Below are 18,480 nucleotides of genomic sequence, written 5' to 3'. Positions count from 1 at the left end.
AGTTTTTCATCATGTAAACCACGGTAGACATTCAAAGGTTCTAGTAAAAATTTATATTTTTCTGCTTTTGTTGTAGCGTTTTCGTGAGTTTGTACGTATTGGCGCTGAAAACTAATTAAATCCAACGATGATTGAATCTATGAATAGCTCGAAAACCCTGAAAATAAATGGGTTGAAGGTATTAGCGTGGCTACTTTTGGCCTTTGGTGCGAGTTCTTGTCTAGACGAGCAGTCTGTGCCCGAGGCGACTCCCATTGCGTTTGTTTCCTTTTACCACGGTTCGCCGCAGACCGACCCCATTACGATTACCGTCGATAACCGAGTGTACAATTCCAACCCTTTTGGGTACGGCAATTACTTCGAATACGGTAATTTTTACACGGGACAAAGGAGTTTTTCCTTTCGGAATCCTGGAGCTTCCAGCAGCTTGCTGGATACGGTCGTCACCCTGAAGGCCAGTGAGGCTTATTCTTTTTTTATTGCGGAACACGAGGATTTGTTTGAGCCGATAATTGTCAAAGATCAGCTTGAGAATCCCGGTCAGGGTAAGGCGCTGCTTCGACTGGCTCATCTATCCCCTGATTCACCGGAGGTACACCTTAGGGTGGGTACGGCAGTGGAACCTGTGCTGAAAGACCAGGCGTTTGGAGAAGTTAGCGCGTACAAGGCCATAGATGCGGGGCGTTTTGCACTTAAAATTCTGGACGCGGAATCCGGAGAAGAGGAACTGGTCTCGGCCAATGATATTTCGATCCTTGCTGGAAGAATTTATACACTGGTGCTTCGAGGCTACAAAGAAAACACCTCTGGTACGGAGAACAGACTTAGCCTTCAGCTGCTCAGAAATTACCCGAATTACTAGTAACTAGGTGACAAGTGGGGTTTTTGCAGACTGCCGCTTCAAAGCAACCTTTGGATGGATGGCAAAGAATCCTTCAAGGGTTGCTTTTTTTTGCAGACAGGCAGCCGTTACTAGCCGAATGAGAGGGAGTCAGGAGGTGTAATCCCGACATTTGGCCGGTAAATTCGGAATAAAAGCGTATTTTTGCGTTCTGTTAACTTACGGGAAGCAACGGCTGAATCATGGAACTAAATCATTTGACTGCAATTTCGTCTATCGACGGAAGGTATGGGAGCAAAACCGTCTCATTGAGAGGGTATTTTTCGGAGTTTGCCCTGATCAAGTACAGGGTTAAGGTTGAAATCGAATATTTTATTGCCCTCTGCGAAATGCCACTACCCCAATTACAGGGGGTGAATCACGCTGTGTTCCCTCAGTTGAGAAAGTTGGCAGCTGATTTTTCCGAAACCGACGCAAATTATATCAAGGATATTGAAAAGACGACCAATCACGATGTGAAGGCTGTTGAGTACTTTTTGAAGTCGAAATTTGAAGGTCTTGGGTTGGGGAACTATCTGGAATTTATTCATTTTGGGCTAACCTCCCAAGATATCAATAATACGGCGATCCCTATGATGCTGCGGGATGGGTGGAGAGATACGATCCTGGTGGAGTTGAATTCGGTGTTGGAGGCGCTTCAAGCAAGGGCGGCAGAGTGGTCGGCTATTCCCATGTTGGCCAAGACCCATGGTCAGCCAGCCTCTCCCACGCGGTTGGGCAAGGAAATTACCGTGTTTGTAAGCCGGCTGGAGCAGCAGCTTGAGCTGATTTCTCAGGTTCCGTTTTCAGGTAAATTTGGTGGTGCCACGGGAAATATGAACGCGCATTTCGTAGCGTACCCGGAATACGACTGGCATGGATTTGCCGATAGTTTTGTTGCATCGTACCTAGGCTTGCACCGCAGTTATCCTACCACTCAGATCGAGCATTACGACCATCTGGCAGCATTTTTTGATGGCCTCAAGCGGATCAATACCATTTTGTTAGACCTTTCGAAGGATGTATGGCAATATGTGGCCATGAATTATTTTAAGCAAAAGATCAAGGAAGGAGAAGTAGGATCCTCCGCCATGCCACATAAGGTAAACCCCATAGATTTTGAGAATGCAGAAGGAAATCTTGGCATTGCCAATGCGCTGCTTGAACACCTTTCGGCAAAGTTGCCGATAAGCAGGCTGCAGCGGGATTTGACGGACAGCACAGTGTTACGCGTGATTGGGGTTCCGCTTGCACACATGAGCATATCCTTTCAATCGCTGATCAAGGGTTTGGACAAGTTAGAGCTTAATCAATCAGCCTTGGATGCAGACTTGGAAGATAACTGGGCAGTAGTGGCAGAAGCAATACAGACGGTGTTGAGAAGGGAGGGGTACCCCAAGCCATACGAGGCACTGAAAGACCTTACGAGAACCAATACACCCATCACTGAGGAGCGCATTAAGGCGTTTATTCAATCCCTTTCCATAGGGCCTGAGGTGAAGGCTGAACTTTTGAAAATCAGCCCTTTCAATTACACCGGAAAATAAATTACACGAAAGGCGCAACGTTGCCAGTAGAATTACCGTTAGCTTTAGTTTATTTCAAATTACGAATGTCATTTTGGGATATGCGCTAACATGCTATTTTTATTTGGCTGGTTAGGTATATTGCGTTAAAACCACTTAATTTTGGGATAAAATTATCCTTTTTGCGTGTGAAAGGATAGTCACTAATATCTTAATCATTCTATTCAACGATTAACTCAAATTATAATGCCTAATAGAAAGGGTTTATTTGCCAATCTTGGTTCGGATTTGCCAGCCGGTTTGGTAGTGTTTTTGGTTGCGCTTCCTTTATGTTTGGGAATCGCGCTGTCTTCGGGTGCTCCATTGTTTTCCGGGGTAATTGCCGGGATAGTCGGGGGGATTGTGGTTGGCTTTTTGTCTGGATCACACACCTCCGTATCCGGTCCGGCAGCGGGCCTAACCGTGATTGTTTTGAATGCAATTACCGACTTGGGCGCCTTTGATTTGTTTTTGACCGCGGTGTTCCTCGCCGGCGCTATACAGGTAGGGTTAGGAGTGGCCAAGGCGGGTGTGATAGGCTATTACTTCCCCACTTCGGTGATTAAGGGTATGCTTGCAGGTATAGGGATTATTTTGATTATTAAGCAGATACCCTATGCTTTTGGGGTTGCGGATACCAGCACACTCTTGGAGTATGCACCTTTCGTTAACGACTTAGATGCAGTTTTGTCCCTGAAGTTGCTATTGACCAATGTGATTGAATATGGATCTCTGATTGTCGCTTTGATGTCCTTAGGAATCCTGTTGCTTTGGGAGAAGCCGATGATTCAACAAAACAAGGTGTTAAAGCTATTGCCCGGGGCATTGGTAGCCGTATTGGCCAGTATCGGCCTGAATAAGTTCTTTAAGTTTTTCGTAGAAGGGCTTTACATCACGACGGAAGACAAAGTCAAATTACCGGAAATCTCCGGATTCAGTAGTTTGGTGGATCAGTTGATGTTTTTGAATCCCAGTGGTTTCCTGAATGCAGAGGTGTGGATGGTGGCCATTACAATAGGCATTATCGCCAGTTTGGAGACGTTATTAAGCTTGGAGGCTGCGGATAAAATCGATCCTTACAAGCGGATTTCGCCGCCTAATAGGGAGTTGTTTGCGCAGGGGGTAGGTAACATGGTGAACGGGATGATCGGCGGGCTACCGGTAACTGCCGTAATTGTGCGCAGTTCTGCCAATGTCAGTTCCGGAGCCAAATCCAAGATGTCGGCGGTTTTTCACGGACTGCTATTGCTGTTGAGTGTGTTGATTATTCCCAATTTGTTAAATCTGATTCCATTGGCGAGTCTTGCTGCGATTCTTTTGTTGGTAGGCTACAAACTGGCAAAGATATCTCTCTTCAAGACGATGTATAAGCTCGGCTGGGATCAGTTTTTACCATTTTTTGCTACTATACTCGGCATCATCCTGTTTGACCTGCTAAAAGGTATCGGTATTGGCATGGCGATTGGGGTAGTGTATATCCTAATGAGAAATTACAAAAATGCCTACTTCTATAAGGAAACCAAGGATTTGGATTCGGAGGTGTACCACATCGTCCTTTCTGAAGAAGTAAGCTTCCTGAATAAAGGAGCATTGATTTCTGCTCTAAATAAAATCCCTAACGATTCCAAGGTCATCATTGATGGATCAAATTCCAAAGTGATCGACTACGATGTGTTAGAGGTGATCGAAAACTTTAGAACCAATGCGTTGGAGCGAAGTATTGAGGTAGAAACCATCGATATCCAATCGGTAGTCACCAAATCACTTCACTAAACGTTTTGGTACTAGGGTAGTCGGTTGTAACGGTAGAGTACCGGATCAATTTTCATCCGTTTTTCACTCAGTGTAAAATAGCCGGAACCGTCAGGTAGGAATGCAATGGCTTCCCCTTGCGGTTCCGGTTTATAGGGAAGTAATACGGGATCTTTGGCGAGGGCTTGCGCGATGCTTTCGTTTTCCAACCTCGGCCAGTAGTAGATCACCCAGTAATTTTTTATCGCGATGTGGCGGCCGTCTTTGGATATGTCCCCGGCTACTGACATGGTGATGGGGAGTTTGCGTATTTTTTCCAATTCCAGTGGCTGTCCATCATGCCGCAGTTTGTCGGCAGGTAAGGTATATAGCGTATTGCTCGAATCTCGTTTGGACAAGATAAAGATATCCCCGCTGATCGGATCTATCATAAGGGTTTCGGCATCCTTGGGGCCGTCGGGGTAAGTCAGGTGAAAGGTTTCCGGTGTTACCTCCATTTCGCTCTGTATATCCGTGGGTTCTGGAAACCGAAATAGGCTAATGTGTGGGTATTTTCCTTGGTTGTCGCCGATTTCCCCCACATAGACGTAGGATTTATTTGCTGTTGGGCCTGGACCGATGGCTATATCTTCCCAATCCCTGTTTTTTACTCCCTGGAGTTTTATTTTGCCTCGGTTTTTTCCCTGATAGTCCATCAAATAAAGATGAGGTTCGCCACCACTGTCGTTGTGGGTGTATAATAGGTTTGGGTGTTGCCAGGAGGCGGCGAGGCCGCTTGCTTCGTCGATGTCTTTGTTTTCGAGTTTTCCTACGGCGATAGGTTGTGAAAAAAGCGTATCAACGACCTGAGGGTCGATACGTACTTCGTACTTCTCTTGCAATTTTTCGGCAAGCAGAAAGGGAAAAATCGACAAGGCAAAAAACAGCTTCCAAATTAGCTCGATGTAGAATTTCATCTGTCTATAATTGATTTTTAATGGTCAGATGGAATCTCGCATGTTTGCCCCGATAGCTATCGGGGCATCCCAGTGTGTGACGGTTACGTCATGCTCGATTTCATGTGTCTATAATTGTTTTCCCCGATAGCCATCGGCGCATCGCTCTATGTGCGGCTAGGTGCCTGCCTGTCCGGTAAGCAGGCTCGATTTAGTTTGTAAAAAAAAAGCGGAACCATTAAGTTCCGCTTTCCATGGTGTTAGCCAGATTTTTTAGTCGGCTTTTTCTTTTCGTTCTACGCTGATAGACAATTCGTCTCCTTCACCGGAATAATCAGCCATGATGATATCTCCCTCCGAAAGTTCACCTTTTAAGATTTCTTCGGCGATCGCATCTTCTAGGTATTTCTGTATGGCGCGGTTCAGCGGCCGTGCTCCGTACTGCTTGTCATACCCTTTTTCTGAAAGGAAATCTTTTGCCTTGTCCGTCAGCTTAATGGCATATCCGAGGTCTGTAATGCGCTTAAATAGCTTGGCCAGGTTAATGTCAATAATCTGATGGATATGATCTTTGCTCAGACTGTTAAAGATAACTACGTCATCCAGTCTGTTCAAAAATTCAGGACTAAAGGCTTTTTTCAGCGCACTCTGAATCGTCGATTTCATGACGTCATCCAAGTTTTCCTCTTTGGCCTTGGATGAAAATCCAATGCCTGCTCCGAAATCTTTCAGATCCCTTACCCCTATATTAGAGGTCATGATGATGATGGTGTTTCGGAAGTCTACCCTGCGCCCCAGTCCGTCGGTTAGGATACCGTCATCCAACACCTGCAAAAGGATATTGAACACGTCAGGGTGGGCTTTTTCGATCTCGTCGAGCAGCACCACAGAGTAAGGCTTTCTACGGACTTTCTCGGTGAGTTGTCCACCTTCTTCATAACCCACATAGCCGGGAGGTGCTCCTACTAGACGGGACACACTGAATTTTTCCATGTATTCAGACATGTCAATGCGTATCAGTGCATCGTCTTTTGCAAACAGGTAGGTGGCCAGCATTTTGGCTAACTCGGTCTTTCCTACACCGGTTGGACCTAGGAATATAAAGGATCCTATAGGCTTCTTGGGATCCTTTAGGCCGACCCGCGTTCGCTGAATAGCCTTGGTAAGCTTTATGATTGCATTTTCCTGGCCTACCACTTTATTTTTGAGCTCGGTGCCCATATTAAGGAGCTTTACACCCTCATTTTGGGCGATCCTTTTCGCAGGAATCCCAGTCATCATGGCGATTACCTCTGCCACATTGTCTTCTTCGACGACGTAACGTTTGGTTTTGCTCTCCTCTTCCCATTTTGCCTTGGCATTTTCCAGTTGCTCTAGCAGCTTTTTCTCACGGTCCCGGAGTTGGGCGGCTTCCTCGTATTTCTGCGATTTTACCACGCGGTTTTTCTCCACCTTGATTTTTTCCACTTCCTCCTCTAGGCTCAGGATATTTTCCGGTACGTGGATGTTATTGATGTGTACCCGTGCACCGGCTTCGTCCAAGATGTCAATGGCTTTGTCAGGAAGAAATCTGTCCGAGATATACCTGTCTGACAGATTCACACATGCCTGAATGGCTTCTGGGGTATAGATCACGTTGTGGTGATCTTCGTACTTATCTTTGATGTTTTGGAGTATTTGGACGGTTTCCTCTGGCGAGGTAGCATCTACCATCACCATTTGGAAACGACGCGCCAATGCACCATCTTTTTCAATATACTGTCGGTATTCGTCTAGCGTGGTGGCTCCAATGCATTGAATTTCACCCCGGGCCAATGCCGGTTTGAACATATTGGACGCATCGAGGGAACCACTCGCCCCGCCTGCGCCTACGATGGTATGCAGTTCGTCGATAAATAGGATTACGTTGGGGGATTTTTCCAATTCGTTCATCACGGCCTTCATGCGCTCCTCAAATTGACCCCGATACTTGGTACCTGCCACGAGTGACGCCAAATCCAACGTAACTACCCGTTTGTTAAACAGCACGCGGGAAACTTTCTTTTGAATGATTCGTAAGGCAAGTCCTTCTGCAATGGCTGTTTTACCCACACCTGGTTCACCGATTAGAATGGGGTTGTTTTTCTTTCTTCTGGAAAGTATCTGAGCTACCCGCTCGATTTCCTTTTCACGGCCAATGATGGGGTCGAGTTTGTCCTCCTCCGCCATGCGGGTTAGGTCTCGGCCAAAATTGTCGAGAACTGGTGTCCGAGATTTTTCTGCTGTTCCGGATTTTGCTCCAGAAGAAGATCCCCCGGAAGATCCGAATAACTTGGATCCTTCGTCATCTGAGTCATCGGCTTCGGTGCCAGAACGTGGAGACTGATCGGTTTGAAATTCCAACATCTCTTTTACTGAATCGTAGTTGGCATCAAATTTTTGAAGTATTTGGGTGGCTATATTGTCTTCATCCCGAAGGATAGAAAGCAATAAATGTTCCGTTCCAATAAGCTGACTTTTGAAAATCTTAGCTTCCAGGTAGGTAATCTTCAATACTTTCTCAGACTGCCGTGTCAACGGTATGTTGGCTAGATTTTTAACCGTATTGTTTGCAGTGCCTTTCACGGCTCTTTCCACGGCGTTTCTTAACTCATCCAGGTTTACGCCCAGTTTTTTAAGAATGGAAACAGCTACACCTTCTCCTTCACGAATCATACCCAGCAGGAGGTGTTCCGTGCCAATGTAATCGTGACCTAGACGCAATGCTTCCTCTCTACTGAGGGAGATTACCTCTTTGACTCTGTTTGAAAATTTTGCTTCCATTTATGTCCTTATCTTATCAGCTTTTCAATTCTTTGTTTAATACTATCGAATTTGTTTTAAAAACACAATACTTTTATGTATTGTTCAATTTCTTTTTTATCGATCGGTCCAGTATGTATTTCGCTTCGGGACCTTGACAAAACAACAAGTCGATAACGCTCAGGTTAGGAACAAAGTCTACGCCAAAGACCTGCGTATAAGGTGCTATGCAGTAAAATTCACGCTCCAACTCCTCCGTTTTCGCGTCCAAGGCCCCTCTAAGGTCTACTTCGCCGTTTTCTGGCAGTGAGACATCGTGCATTACCAATTTGGCGCGAGCGTTTAGAAATCTAAGACAAATTGTCAGTAAATCCAAGTTAAGTTCCCAAAGGAACCGGTGATATTTTTTAAAAACAGCCTCAAGCTCGGGGTAAAGGTACTCAAAGTAAGGCGCCTTTCCATAGGCACTTTGTATTCCCCGCAGATGTACATGCAGCCATTTTTGGGCGTAATCGATCTCCATGGTCCGGAAAGGCTTGTTTTTTTTTCCTTCCTTCACCGGGACGCTTAATTTTTCAACTTTATTTGCGAGAAGAATTTCACAACGGTTTCGATATGTTTGTTTTACGTATCTGTCTTCCAGGTGGATACGAATTTCTCCGAAATCTTTTACTAAACAAAAATATTCCAGATTTGGCAAGTAAAAAAGATCGGTGTGGACAATGTTCATGCTTTTATTTTGTTTGCGATCTTTCCTCCGGTTCGCTAGCTCCAAACGGCAAGTTAAAGGTACTCGTCTATTTCACCCAATCCTTGTCGGATGATGGTTATTTCATCGTTGGTGCAATCCACCACGGTAGAGGCTACATTGTTGCCATACCCACCGTCGATGATGATATCTACCAGGTCTTTGTATTTTTCATAAATCAATTCGGGATCCGTGCTGTATTCGATCACGTCGTCTTCATCCCGGATGGACGTGGTCAGAATGGGCTGTCCGAGCTCTTTGACCAAAAGGCGGGGGATGGCATGGTCCGGTACACGGATACCCACGGTTTTCTTTTTGTTGTTCAGCAGCTTGGGGACTTTGTTGCTCGCCTCCAGAATAAACGTAAAGGGACCTGGTAGAGATTTTTTCATCAGTTTAAATACCTTGTTTCCAAGGGCCCGAGTATATTCGGAGATGTCACTCAAGTCATAGCAGATAAAAGAGAAGTCGTGCTTTTCGGGTTTTACCCCCTTGATTTGTGCTACACGCTGTATAGCTTTTTGATTGAAAATGGCACAACCCAAGCCATATACCGTATCCGTTGGGTAGATGATTACCCCACCGGCTTCGAGTGTTTCGACGATTTTTCTCACCCGCCTGGGGTCAGGGTTCTCCGGATAAAGTTTGATATATTCAGCAGGCATGTATCGGCTCGGTTTGTCAGTCTCTCCGCAGGTAATGCAAAAGGACTATATAATTAGCGAAAAGTAGAATTTTTATTTGTCAAATAAAAGCATCTACCCTTGATCGCTTATGAAAATACAATTTCTATGCCTAATTGTCTGATTGTGTTCGGATTTGCGGAGCATTTATCTGGGAGGTTCAGCAGGGCGAATTGGCGGCCCGTCCACCACATCCCCTGTGCCACCGGGCTCAATGTTGGTTTTTCGTGTTATATTTGTGCCCTATCCACGGGGTATCCCAAGAGTTGTGCGGAGCGATAACCGACAGGGAAATCCATAATATATCGGGCTATTAGCATATGGTGTCAGAAAAAAGAAGTAAATACATTATGGTAGGGATTGTGGCATTCTCTGTGCTGTTTGCCTCCCTTTCCTTTTATTTTTATCAGGCTTTTTTTTCTCCCAACACGCTGGTGGAGGCTGACACCCCGGTCAGTTTTTACATCCGCACGGGATCGGATTTTGAGACCGTACGGGACGAACTGGTCAATCAGGGAATAGTGCAGGATCTGCTAACCTTCAGTTTTGTGGCCAAAGTCATGAAGTACCAAGAACGCGTGCTGCCCGGGCATTACCGAATCCCCCCACGCCTCTCTAACCGGGAGCTGGTGACCTTGCTACGTTCCGGTAGGCAGACCGCAGTAAACGTTACATTTAATAATGTGCGAGTGGATACCGATCTGGCCGAAAAGATCACCCGAAATCTGGAAATGGAGGAGGAGGACTTTCTGGACCTGTTGCGGGATACGGTGTTGATCTCGCGTTATGGATTTGAAAAGGAAACCATTCTTTCCATTTTTATTCCCAATACCTATCAGGTTTTTTGGAATGTGAGTCCGGAGGGGTTGTTTGATAGAATGTACAAGGAGTACGAGCGGTTTTGGACCGACGAAAGAAAGGCAAAAGCCGCCACCCTGGGGATGAGTCAAAAGGAAGTATCCACACTGGCTTCTATCGTGCAAGCGGAAACCGCAAAAGCCGATGAAAGGCCTAGGGTTGCGGGGGTATATATTAACCGGTTGCGGATAAACATGGCTCTACAGGCGGACCCTACCTTGGTGTTTGCGTTGGGAGATTTTGAGATCAAGCGGGTATTGAATGTGCACAAGGAGATAGACAGTCCCTACAATACCTACAAACATGTAGGTCTTCCTCCCGGCCCTATTAACTTACCCGAGATTTCGGCGCTTGATGCGGTGCTTAATCCCGAAAGCCATGGGTATCTGTATTTCTGTGCCAAAGATGATTTCTCTGGGTATCATGCCTTTGCAACCAACCTAAGGGACCACATGAATAATGCGCGGAGGTATCAAAATGCATTGAACAGGTCTAAGATATATAAGTAAAAAAGCCATGTTTTCATCAGAGACAAGCCTGAGAGTACGGTATGCAGAAACAGACCAAATGGGGTATGTGTATTATGGAAACTACGCCATGTACTACGAAGTGGGCCGCGTGGAGGCCATGCGAAACATAGGTTTCTCTTATAGCCAAATGGAGGAGGAAGGCATTATGATGCCTGTGCTGGAAAACCACACCCGATTCCTCTGGCCGGGGAGATACGATGAGATGCTCACCATACAAACCCACATCAAGGAAATGCCGGGCATGCGTATCCGTTTTCATTACGACGTGTACAACGAGGCGGGGCGTTTGATCAACCAAGGGGAGACCCTGCTTACCTTTTTGCGAACTGCCGACCATAAGCCCTGTAGGCCGCCCAAGGATCTATTGGATCTACTGCGTCCGTATTTCGAAAAGGAATCCTCGTGAATCAGCCACCTTGAGAAAGCCACTCCACGATATCGCCGTCAAACTCCATCAGCAAGCTATCAAGTTGCGCACGGTCCATTTTGGTAATCCGGACCAAAACGTATACGATGTAGGAAAGATTTTTCTTCGGCAGCTACAGAAGGATGAGATTTTTGAGCGGGCGAGTGCGATGGCTTTTAACTTTACCATTGCGTTGTTTCCTCTGATTCTATTTTTGCTAAACGTCATCCCGTACGTGCAATTCTTCGTAGCGGCGGTTACCACCGAGAATATCCTGCTTTTTATCCAAGAGTTTATGCCGATTTCCCTCTACCAGGAGGCTGAGGCCACTATCATGGATATCGTGAGCAAACCCAGGCAAAGCCTCTTGTCACTGGGCTTTTTTTTGGCACTGTATCTTGCCACCAACGGGGTGATTTCGCTGATGAATGCCTTTAATGCCGTCTACAAGACCAAGGAAAGCCGTGGTTTTTTTTACACCCGGGCCATTGCGGTCAGTATCATCATGGTGTTGGTACTGAGCATATGCGTGGCCGTCTTGGTGATGATTATTGGCAGTGGCATGTTGTATCGACTTTCCACCTACGAGTTTGTCAATAATACCCTGTATTATTACTCGCTGTCCACCTTGAAGTTTTTGGTGTTGTTGTTACTGTTTTTGATTGCCACGGCCTACATCTTTCGATTTGCCCCGGTTGTACACGATAAGTGGAGGTTTTTTTCAACCGGATCCATCGTGGCAGCATTGCTAATTAACCTGAGCTTTTACGCCTTCACCTTTTACTTGAACAATTTTGCTAGCTACAACAAGCTGTATGGCTCTATAGGCACGATGATCGCGCTGATGCTTTGGCTTTGGATAACTTCCATCATCATCTTAGTGGGATTTGAGATCAATGTCAGTTTGGATAAGGCGGCCAACCGGCGAAAGCGACGAATACCCCGGATTTAGTCCGTTCATCCAAAGATTGACTGTGGGGGATTGGCCAAAATACAGTAAATTTGAATGTGTAGTTGGTCGGGAGGGGATGTGTAAAAAATAACTTTGATTTTAAAACCGACGTAATTCATGCAGCCTAACAAAAGTATTTTTATTGCCACCACCCAGCCATTCAGCGGGAAGTCTGTGATTGCATTGGGCTTGGTAGATATGCTTCTCGCCAAAGCGCAACGGGTGGGGTATTTTAAGCCCATCGTGAATCATCACCCAGATTTAAAAAGGGACCCTCATATCGACACGTTGATCCAACATTTTAAACTTCCGATAGATTACGATAGTTCTTACGCTTATACCAAAAACGAAGCCGACCTCTTGATCGAATCCGGTCATCAGGATGAGATCATCGATACGATTATCAGTCGCCAAAAGGCCATAGAAGCCAAGTATGATTTCACCGTGATTGAAGGGAGCGACTTCCTAGGAGAAGGGACAGCGTTTGAGTTTGATGCCAACGTCACCATTGCAAAGAATCTGGGAACCCCTGTTGTCATTGTACTTTCCGGGGATGAAAAATCCGTTTCTCAGATATCAAGTGCCGCCATGGTCACACTGCGGAATTTTATCGACCGAAAGGTAAAGGTGGTCGCAATCGTGGTCAATAAAGTAGATGAACTGGCACTGGACGAAATCCAGACCACGCTTCAGGCCCAGCTAGATCCTTCGATACTGCTGGCCGTAATCCCCAAGATCCAAGAGCTTAAGAGCCCTACCATGCAAGAAGTGAAAAATTACCTAGGTGCCAACGTGCTTTTTGGCGAGCGCCACTTGGCGAACCGAGCCGATCACTTCATCTTCGGAGCCATGCAAGTGCCAAATTTCTTACAGCACATCAAACGTAACGTGCTCGTCGTAACGCCCGGGGACCGATCCGATATTGTTTTGGCAACCATGCAGGCAGATTTGTCGAAAAATTACCCCAAAATAGGCGGAGTGGTTCTGACAGGTGGGTTTGAGCTTCCTGAATCTGTAATGCGGTTAATTGAGGGTTCCGAGCATACCCTGCCCATTTTGGCCGTGAAGGAACCGTCATTTTATGCAGCCACCAAAGTAGCAGGTATACACTCCCGCATCCTGCCCGATGATGTAGAAAAAATCCACCATGCAGTCAGTACCTTCCGGAAATACATAGATGTAGAGCGCCTAGAGCGGGAGATAGCCACCTTTAAGCCGACAGGGGTTACTCCCCGAATGTTTCAATACCAGTTAGTGAACCGGGCGAAGCAGCGTAAGCGGCACATAGTCTTGCCCGAGGGCAAGGACGAGCGCATTCTAAAAGCCGCAGACCGGTTGGTGCGACAGGGTGTGGTCAATATCACGCTGTTGGGTGATCCCGAGGAAGTCCTAGGGACTATCAATCGACTCGGGTTGGGCTTGGACAGGCATAACTGCCAGATCATCAATCCGGTGGAGGCGGTGTACTTTGAGGATTATGTGAATACCCTGTATGAGCTCCGAAAAGCAAAAAACATGACACTCAGCGTGGCCAGGGATCTCATGAGTGATGTGGCCTATTACGGGACCATGATGGTGTACAAAGGGCACGCTGACGGAATGGTATCCGGTGCGATTCATACCACCGCCCACACGATCCGTCCTGCCCTGCAAATTATCAAAACCAAGCCAGGCATTTCACTGGTTTCTTCGGTCTTTTTTATGTGTTTACCCGACCGGGTCACCGTTTTTGGAGATTGTGCGATCAATATCAACCCCTCTGCCGAGGAGCTATCAGAAATCGCCATTTCTTCGGTGGATACCAGCAAGAAGTTTGGCATAGAGCCCCGGGTGGCCATGCTTTCCTATTCTTCTGGGGCTTCCGGAACAGGGGACGACGTGGAGACGGTACGGAGGGCTACGGCAATTGTGAAAGCTTCGCATCCTGAGATTCAGATTGAAGGGCCCATTCAGTACGACGCCGCAGTGGATCCAGCAACTGGAAAGCAAAAGATGCCGGACTCCGAGGTGGCGGGCAATGCGTCGGTGCTCATTTTTCCAGACCTAAATACAGGCAACAACACCTACAAAGCTGTACAGCGGGAGTCCGGAGCCATGGCGATAGGCCCGATTTTGCAGGGATTGAACAAACCGGTAAACGACCTAAGCCGAGGCTGTACGGTAGACGATGTGTTCAATACGGTGGTTATTACTGCCATTCAAGCACAGGAATAGGGCTTTTCGGTATAAAGAACAAACAGGATGAAGATACTTGTAATTAATTCAGGGAGCTCCTCGCTCAAATACCAACTTTTTGATATGCCTTCCGAATACCCCCTCTGCGTGGGGTTGGTAGATCGAATAGGGTTGGCGAATTCTTCGCTTACCCATACCGTGCATCGGGATGGTCAGGAATTGGTATTTCGGGTAGAGGTACCCATTCCGGACCATAAATCTGCCTTGCTGAAGGTCACGGGTATGCTGATCGATAGGGATGCCGGGGTGGTAGCAGGCTTGGAAGAGGTTTCCGCCATTGGCCATCGGGTAGTACACGGGGGAGAGGAATTTGCTGCTACCACCCTGGTCACCGAAGCGGTAAAGTCCAAAATACAGGAACTGATTTCCCTAGCGCCCCTGCATAACCCACCAAACCTTTTGGGAATAGAGGTGGCAGAGGAATTATTTCCAGAGGCAAAACAAGTAGCAGTTTTTGATACGGCCTTTCATCAATCGATGCCGCCCAGAGCCTATCGTTATGCGATTCCTCAGGATCTCTATTCCGATCAGGGAATTCGTGCATATGGCTTTCACGGTACCTCCCATCAGTACGTAGCCAAAAGGGCACAGGCTGTGTTGGGTAAACCCGATGCTAAGCTCATAACTGTCCACTTGGGCAATGGATGCAGCATTACCGCAATTGCCGGCGGCATTTCTATGGATCATAGCATGGGGCTAGGTCCTATGGGGGGCTTGGTGATGGGTACCCGGTGCGGAGATATTGATCCCTCCGTTATTTTTCATTTAATCCGGGAAAGGGGTTTTTCCGTCAAGGAGGTGAACGAGGTGTTCAACAAGAAAAGTGGGCTTTTGGGTCTGTGTGGCTATAGCGATATGCGGGATGTGAAAAAAGCCATAGCAGCAGGAGAAGAGGATGCCCGCCTCGCGTACGAACTGTATGCCTATCGCATTAAGAAATACGTGGGGGCTTACTGTGCAGCGCTCAATGGACTAGACGCGTTGATTTTTACGGCCGGGGTAGGCGAAAACGATCCCGACATGCGGGAGGCCGTCTGTGCAGACATGGATTACTTGGGTATTCGCCTAGACCAGTCAAAAAACCGGCAGGGTAGTGGATTAAGAGAGATCCAGGAAGGTTCTTCCCCGGTAAAGGTGCTGGTGGTTCCCACAAACGAGGAGTTGGAAATTGGACTTCAAACCCATGCGTTGGTACAGGAAGGATAGGGACCTTCTAAACAATCCGCATGGCTCCAATGCGGTGTCCATGGGCCATGCGGATTCTTACTGGTTTAGCGGTTGTTAAAACCCTAACCCTATAGCCATCGCTGTAGGCTCGATAGCGAAGTCAGCGACCTTGGTGGCCATGCCGGTAGAGAGGTTAATCGTGTACACGGCTGTTGCATTGCCTACTTTTAGCAGGGCAAAGCCAGTGTTAGAATCTCCTCCAATGTCAAATCCATTGTCTTCGTTTATATCCAATCCCAATGCACCTACAGGTACCAGTACTCCGTCGTTTGGCGGGTCCTGCGTATACAGCATGTTGGTTTCCGAGTCGATCACATAGAGTAGGGTGCTGGAGGCTCCTGCAAAGTTGTTGGTGTAGGCGGCGCCGTTTACCCTTGGGGTACCAGGGTTAAGGTCTCCGTCTGTAGCCACTACTGTACCGAGATCCGGGTGAAGTCTTAGGTTTTGGCCGGTGTTGCTAACCAGTCGGATGCGGTCCACGGTGGGGTTGAAATCAAAACCAAAGCTGTCTCCCATCAGACTTGGATAGAGTCCGCTTCCAATTTCCATTACAGAACCATTGGCGGTATTTACCGTCAGCAACCTACTTTCACTACTGATGGCGTATAGCGCTCCGTTAGCTGGTCTAAAATCAAGTCCCGCAATCCACTCGCCGTCCATTAATCCGGTAATGTCCACTGTATTTATGGATGGGGAGGTGGGATCAAAACGGTGTAGTTTGTTGTCTGCGGTGGTTGCGTAGGCCACTGGGTTGGTCTTGAAAGCGATGCCTACCACCGGGAGGGCGAATTTCCCCACCCATTCGGCCTTTCCGGAGGAGAGGTTGATGGTGTAGAGTCTGGATTCATCTTCATGCTGGGTGACGGCCAGCGCCGCAGCATTGTCCGGGCTGATGTCAAAATTGCCCATGCCCATAAAGTCAATCCCTAGATCACCTACTTCTTCCAAGCCACCGTCATTTGGGGGATTCTGGATGTAGAGCTTGTCAGTGGCGAAGTCAATATCGTAGAGTAGGGTGGAGGAAGCACCTGCCATGCTATTGGTATAGGCCACGGCACCGATTTGGGGGTTGTTGCCACCGCTGATGTTACCGTCGGTGGCCACGACAGTTCCCAGTTCGGGATGAAGGCGCAGATTTTGACCCGAGGCGGTAACCAATCGGATGCGGTCCACGGTGGGGTTAAAGTCGATGGAGGCGTTTTCGCCCATAATGGTTGGGGAGAAGGGGCCTTCCCCGAGTGGTGTGGCCATGCCGGAATTTTCGTTGATTAGGTAGAGTCGGCTGCTGCTGCCGAGTGCATAGAGCTGGCCGGTGGCGGGTCGGTAGTCTATGCTGATGATCATCTCGCCGTTGGGCAGTCCGGTAATGCTACGGATATCCATGGGATCGGTCAGGTTTCGGGCATGGTACTGAACGATGCGGTTGTCGTTGGTAAGAGCAGTAAACATACGGTCAGGTGCGATCCCCATTTCCCCATCGGGGTTTTCTACAGTTGGCATCATCTCGTCGTTGCAGGCCGCTAGGCTTAGGCTCGCAGCTAGGGCAAGTACGCCCAAGAGGTTTTTTGAAAAGTGGTTTGTAATCATGATAGAAATTTGTTTGGTTTGGGGCATGTACGATCTGTGTTGCACGTTTGGATTTCGGTAGTGGCAGAAAACTCAGATTTTTTTTGTTGGAGTCAGTAACAGGTTTTCTTTATCTCTGAAAATCAAAGAGCTGGATTGTAGTGGATGAAAACCAGTTGAGATCAAAAAAAATACAGTGGCCTTCATTTGAAAAATCAAAGAATGGGATTACCTTTGCATTCCCAAAAGGAGTAAAAAGCTTTTGGGGAAATTCGACTGGAATAATAGAGGAGTGGCAGAGTGGTCGATCGCGGCGGTCTTGAAAACCGTTGAACCGAGAGGTTCCGGGGGTTCGAATCCCTCCTCCTCTGCAAAAGAAAAGCCTTTCCGCATAGCGGAAGGGCTTTTTGCTTTTTATGAAGCCAAGCTCGCTTGAGCTTCGTAAAAAGCAAAAAAGTCCAAACGAACGGAGTAAGTAGGCTTTTCTTTTGCAACTCCCCCAAAACGGGATCGATGTAGTCAATCCCTCCTCCTCTGCACAGAAATAGCCGGGCAAGTTGCCTGGCTATTTTTAGTGTGCCGTGCATGGTAACTAACTAGGTGGTGAAAGTCCACTGTGGGGGTTTGTAATCGCCAACCACTAGCCAATAGCAAGGGTGTCCATCGTGAGGTGGAATCTGAAGGAAGCAGGCGGCAAAACTCTGCCCCGAGGAACACGAACCACATCAGGCATATCCAATGGGATGAGACTGCTAAACAAGTCGAAGTCCAAAGATTACACGGACCTTGGAGTGTAAATGAGGCGGGGACATGGAGTGAAAGTGAGTTGTCTTACCACGGGAGGTCTCATGGACGTGCGGAAACGGAGTAAGAAGCACGGAGTAAAGCTAGCCATGAGAAGTCAGCCGAGGCCATAGTACCAGATACCGACTATATTTGGGAAGGGCTGAACTTTAAGTAGTGAGAACTGAATGAATGTTACCGCATGAAGGATAGAGAGCAGAATATCTTTGAAGAAAAGACCTGCCCGCAAAAGAATAGGACGGCATCCGAAGGTAATGTGGGAGGGCAGACTTTCATGTGGATAACTGAAAACAAGCTCACGGATTATAACCAATTAGGATATGGTATGTTGGAGTACATCCTATCACCATCGAACCTTAACAGAGCTTATTTACAAGTTAAGCGCAATAAAGGGGTTGGCGGAGTTGACAAGATGGAAGTCGAATCTCTTAAGGACTATCTTGTTTCCCATAAGGATGAACTAATAACAACCATATTGCGGGGCGAGTACCGCCCCAATCCTGTTCGCAGGGTAGAGATACCCAAGGACAACGGTCAGAACCGGCAATTGGGCATACC

The 18,480-nt window shown here is 47.3% G+C and carries 13 protein-coding genes, 1 tRNA gene and 1 pseudogene; 10 read left to right on the top strand and 5 right to left on the bottom strand.

What is annotated here, in order from left to right; genetic code table 11:
• Positions 1-139: 139 nt before the first annotated feature.
• From JJU34_RS03310 to JJU34_RS03300, 3 genes are all read left to right on the top strand, one after another.
• A complete protein-coding gene (locus JJU34_RS03310; protein ID WP_228690906.1) occupies positions 140-862 on the top strand; it encodes a DUF4397 domain-containing protein in 723 nt (240 codons plus the stop codon).
• Between the two features lie 221 nt (positions 863-1,083).
• Positions 1,084-2,427 (top strand): adenylosuccinate lyase, encoded by a 1,344-nt coding sequence (gene purB / locus JJU34_RS03305; protein WP_228690905.1) that lies wholly within the window; start codon positions 1,084-1,086, stop codon positions 2,425-2,427.
• A gap of 225 nt (positions 2,428-2,652) precedes the next feature.
• Positions 2,653-4,218 (top strand): SulP family inorganic anion transporter, encoded by a 1,566-nt coding sequence (locus JJU34_RS03300; protein ID WP_228690904.1) that lies wholly within the window; start codon positions 2,653-2,655, stop codon positions 4,216-4,218.
• A gap of 11 nt (positions 4,219-4,229) precedes the next feature.
• Here JJU34_RS03300 and JJU34_RS03295 read toward each other — a convergent pair whose 3' ends face one another.
• The 4 genes from JJU34_RS03295 to JJU34_RS03280 all read right to left on the bottom strand — a co-directional run bounded on the left by JJU34_RS03295 (position 4,230) and on the right by JJU34_RS03280 (position 9,326).
• The gene (locus tag JJU34_RS03295; RefSeq protein WP_228690903.1) at positions 4,230-5,153 is read right to left on the bottom strand and encodes a hypothetical protein; all 924 of its coding nucleotides are present in this window, start codon (positions 5,151-5,153) and stop codon (positions 4,230-4,232) included.
• Between the two features lie 252 nt (positions 5,154-5,405).
• Positions 5,406-7,934: an ATP-dependent Clp protease ATP-binding subunit gene (locus JJU34_RS03290; RefSeq protein WP_228690902.1), complete on the bottom strand. Its 2,529-nt coding sequence runs from the start codon at positions 7,932-7,934 to the stop codon at positions 5,406-5,408.
• Positions 7,935-8,007: 73 nt separating this feature from the next.
• Complete coding sequence (locus tag JJU34_RS03285) at positions 8,008-8,643, bottom strand: WbqC family protein (protein WP_228690901.1); 636 nt, start codon at positions 8,641-8,643, stop codon at positions 8,008-8,010.
• 53 nt (positions 8,644-8,696) lie between these two features.
• Positions 8,697-9,326: an L-threonylcarbamoyladenylate synthase gene (locus JJU34_RS03280; protein ID WP_228690900.1), complete on the bottom strand. Its 630-nt coding sequence runs from the start codon at positions 9,324-9,326 to the stop codon at positions 8,697-8,699.
• A gap of 338 nt (positions 9,327-9,664) precedes the next feature.
• Between JJU34_RS03280 and mltG the strand changes: the two genes are divergently transcribed.
• The 5 genes from mltG (at position 9,665) to JJU34_RS03255 (ending at position 15,531) form a co-directional block, all read left to right on the top strand.
• Entirely contained in the window at positions 9,665-10,711 is a 1,047-nt protein-coding gene (gene mltG / locus JJU34_RS03275; RefSeq protein ID WP_228690899.1) for an endolytic transglycosylase MltG, read from the top strand.
• Positions 10,712-10,718: 7 nt separating this feature from the next.
• A complete protein-coding gene (locus JJU34_RS03270) occupies positions 10,719-11,138 on the top strand; it encodes a thioesterase family protein (RefSeq protein WP_228690898.1) in 420 nt (139 codons plus the stop codon).
• Positions 11,139-11,148: 10 nt separating this feature from the next.
• Entirely contained in the window at positions 11,149-12,090 is a 942-nt protein-coding gene (locus JJU34_RS03265; protein ID WP_228690897.1) for a YihY/virulence factor BrkB family protein, read from the top strand.
• A 117-nt stretch (positions 12,091-12,207) separates the two neighbouring features.
• A complete protein-coding gene (gene pta, locus JJU34_RS03260) occupies positions 12,208-14,304 on the top strand; it encodes a phosphate acetyltransferase (RefSeq protein WP_228690896.1) in 2,097 nt (698 codons plus the stop codon).
• A 27-nt stretch (positions 14,305-14,331) separates the two neighbouring features.
• Positions 14,332-15,531, top strand: a complete 1,200-nt coding sequence (locus JJU34_RS03255) for an acetate kinase (protein ID WP_228690895.1) — start codon at positions 14,332-14,334, stop codon at positions 15,529-15,531.
• A 75-nt stretch (positions 15,532-15,606) separates the two neighbouring features.
• Here JJU34_RS03255 and JJU34_RS03250 read toward each other — a convergent pair whose 3' ends face one another.
• Positions 15,607-17,139 carry a DUF4394 domain-containing protein gene (locus JJU34_RS03250; RefSeq protein WP_228690894.1) on the bottom strand — a complete coding sequence of 511 codons (1,533 nt, stop codon included), beginning with the start codon at positions 17,137-17,139 and terminating at the stop codon, positions 15,607-15,609.
• 265 nt (positions 17,140-17,404) lie between these two features.
• Here JJU34_RS03250 and JJU34_RS03245 point away from each other — a divergent pair.
• A tRNA-Ser gene (locus JJU34_RS03245) sits at positions 17,405-17,489 on the top strand.
• A 614-nt stretch (positions 17,490-18,103) separates the two neighbouring features.
• Positions 18,104-18,480, top strand: a pseudogene (locus JJU34_RS03240) (hypothetical protein); the annotation flags it as partial.

The sequence above is a fragment of the Lunatimonas sp. genome (assembly GCF_020832325.1).
In the GTDB taxonomy this organism is placed as follows: domain Bacteria; phylum Bacteroidota; class Bacteroidia; order Cytophagales; family Cyclobacteriaceae; genus Lunatimonas.
This window is presented reverse-complemented; position numbering and strand designations above follow the sequence as displayed.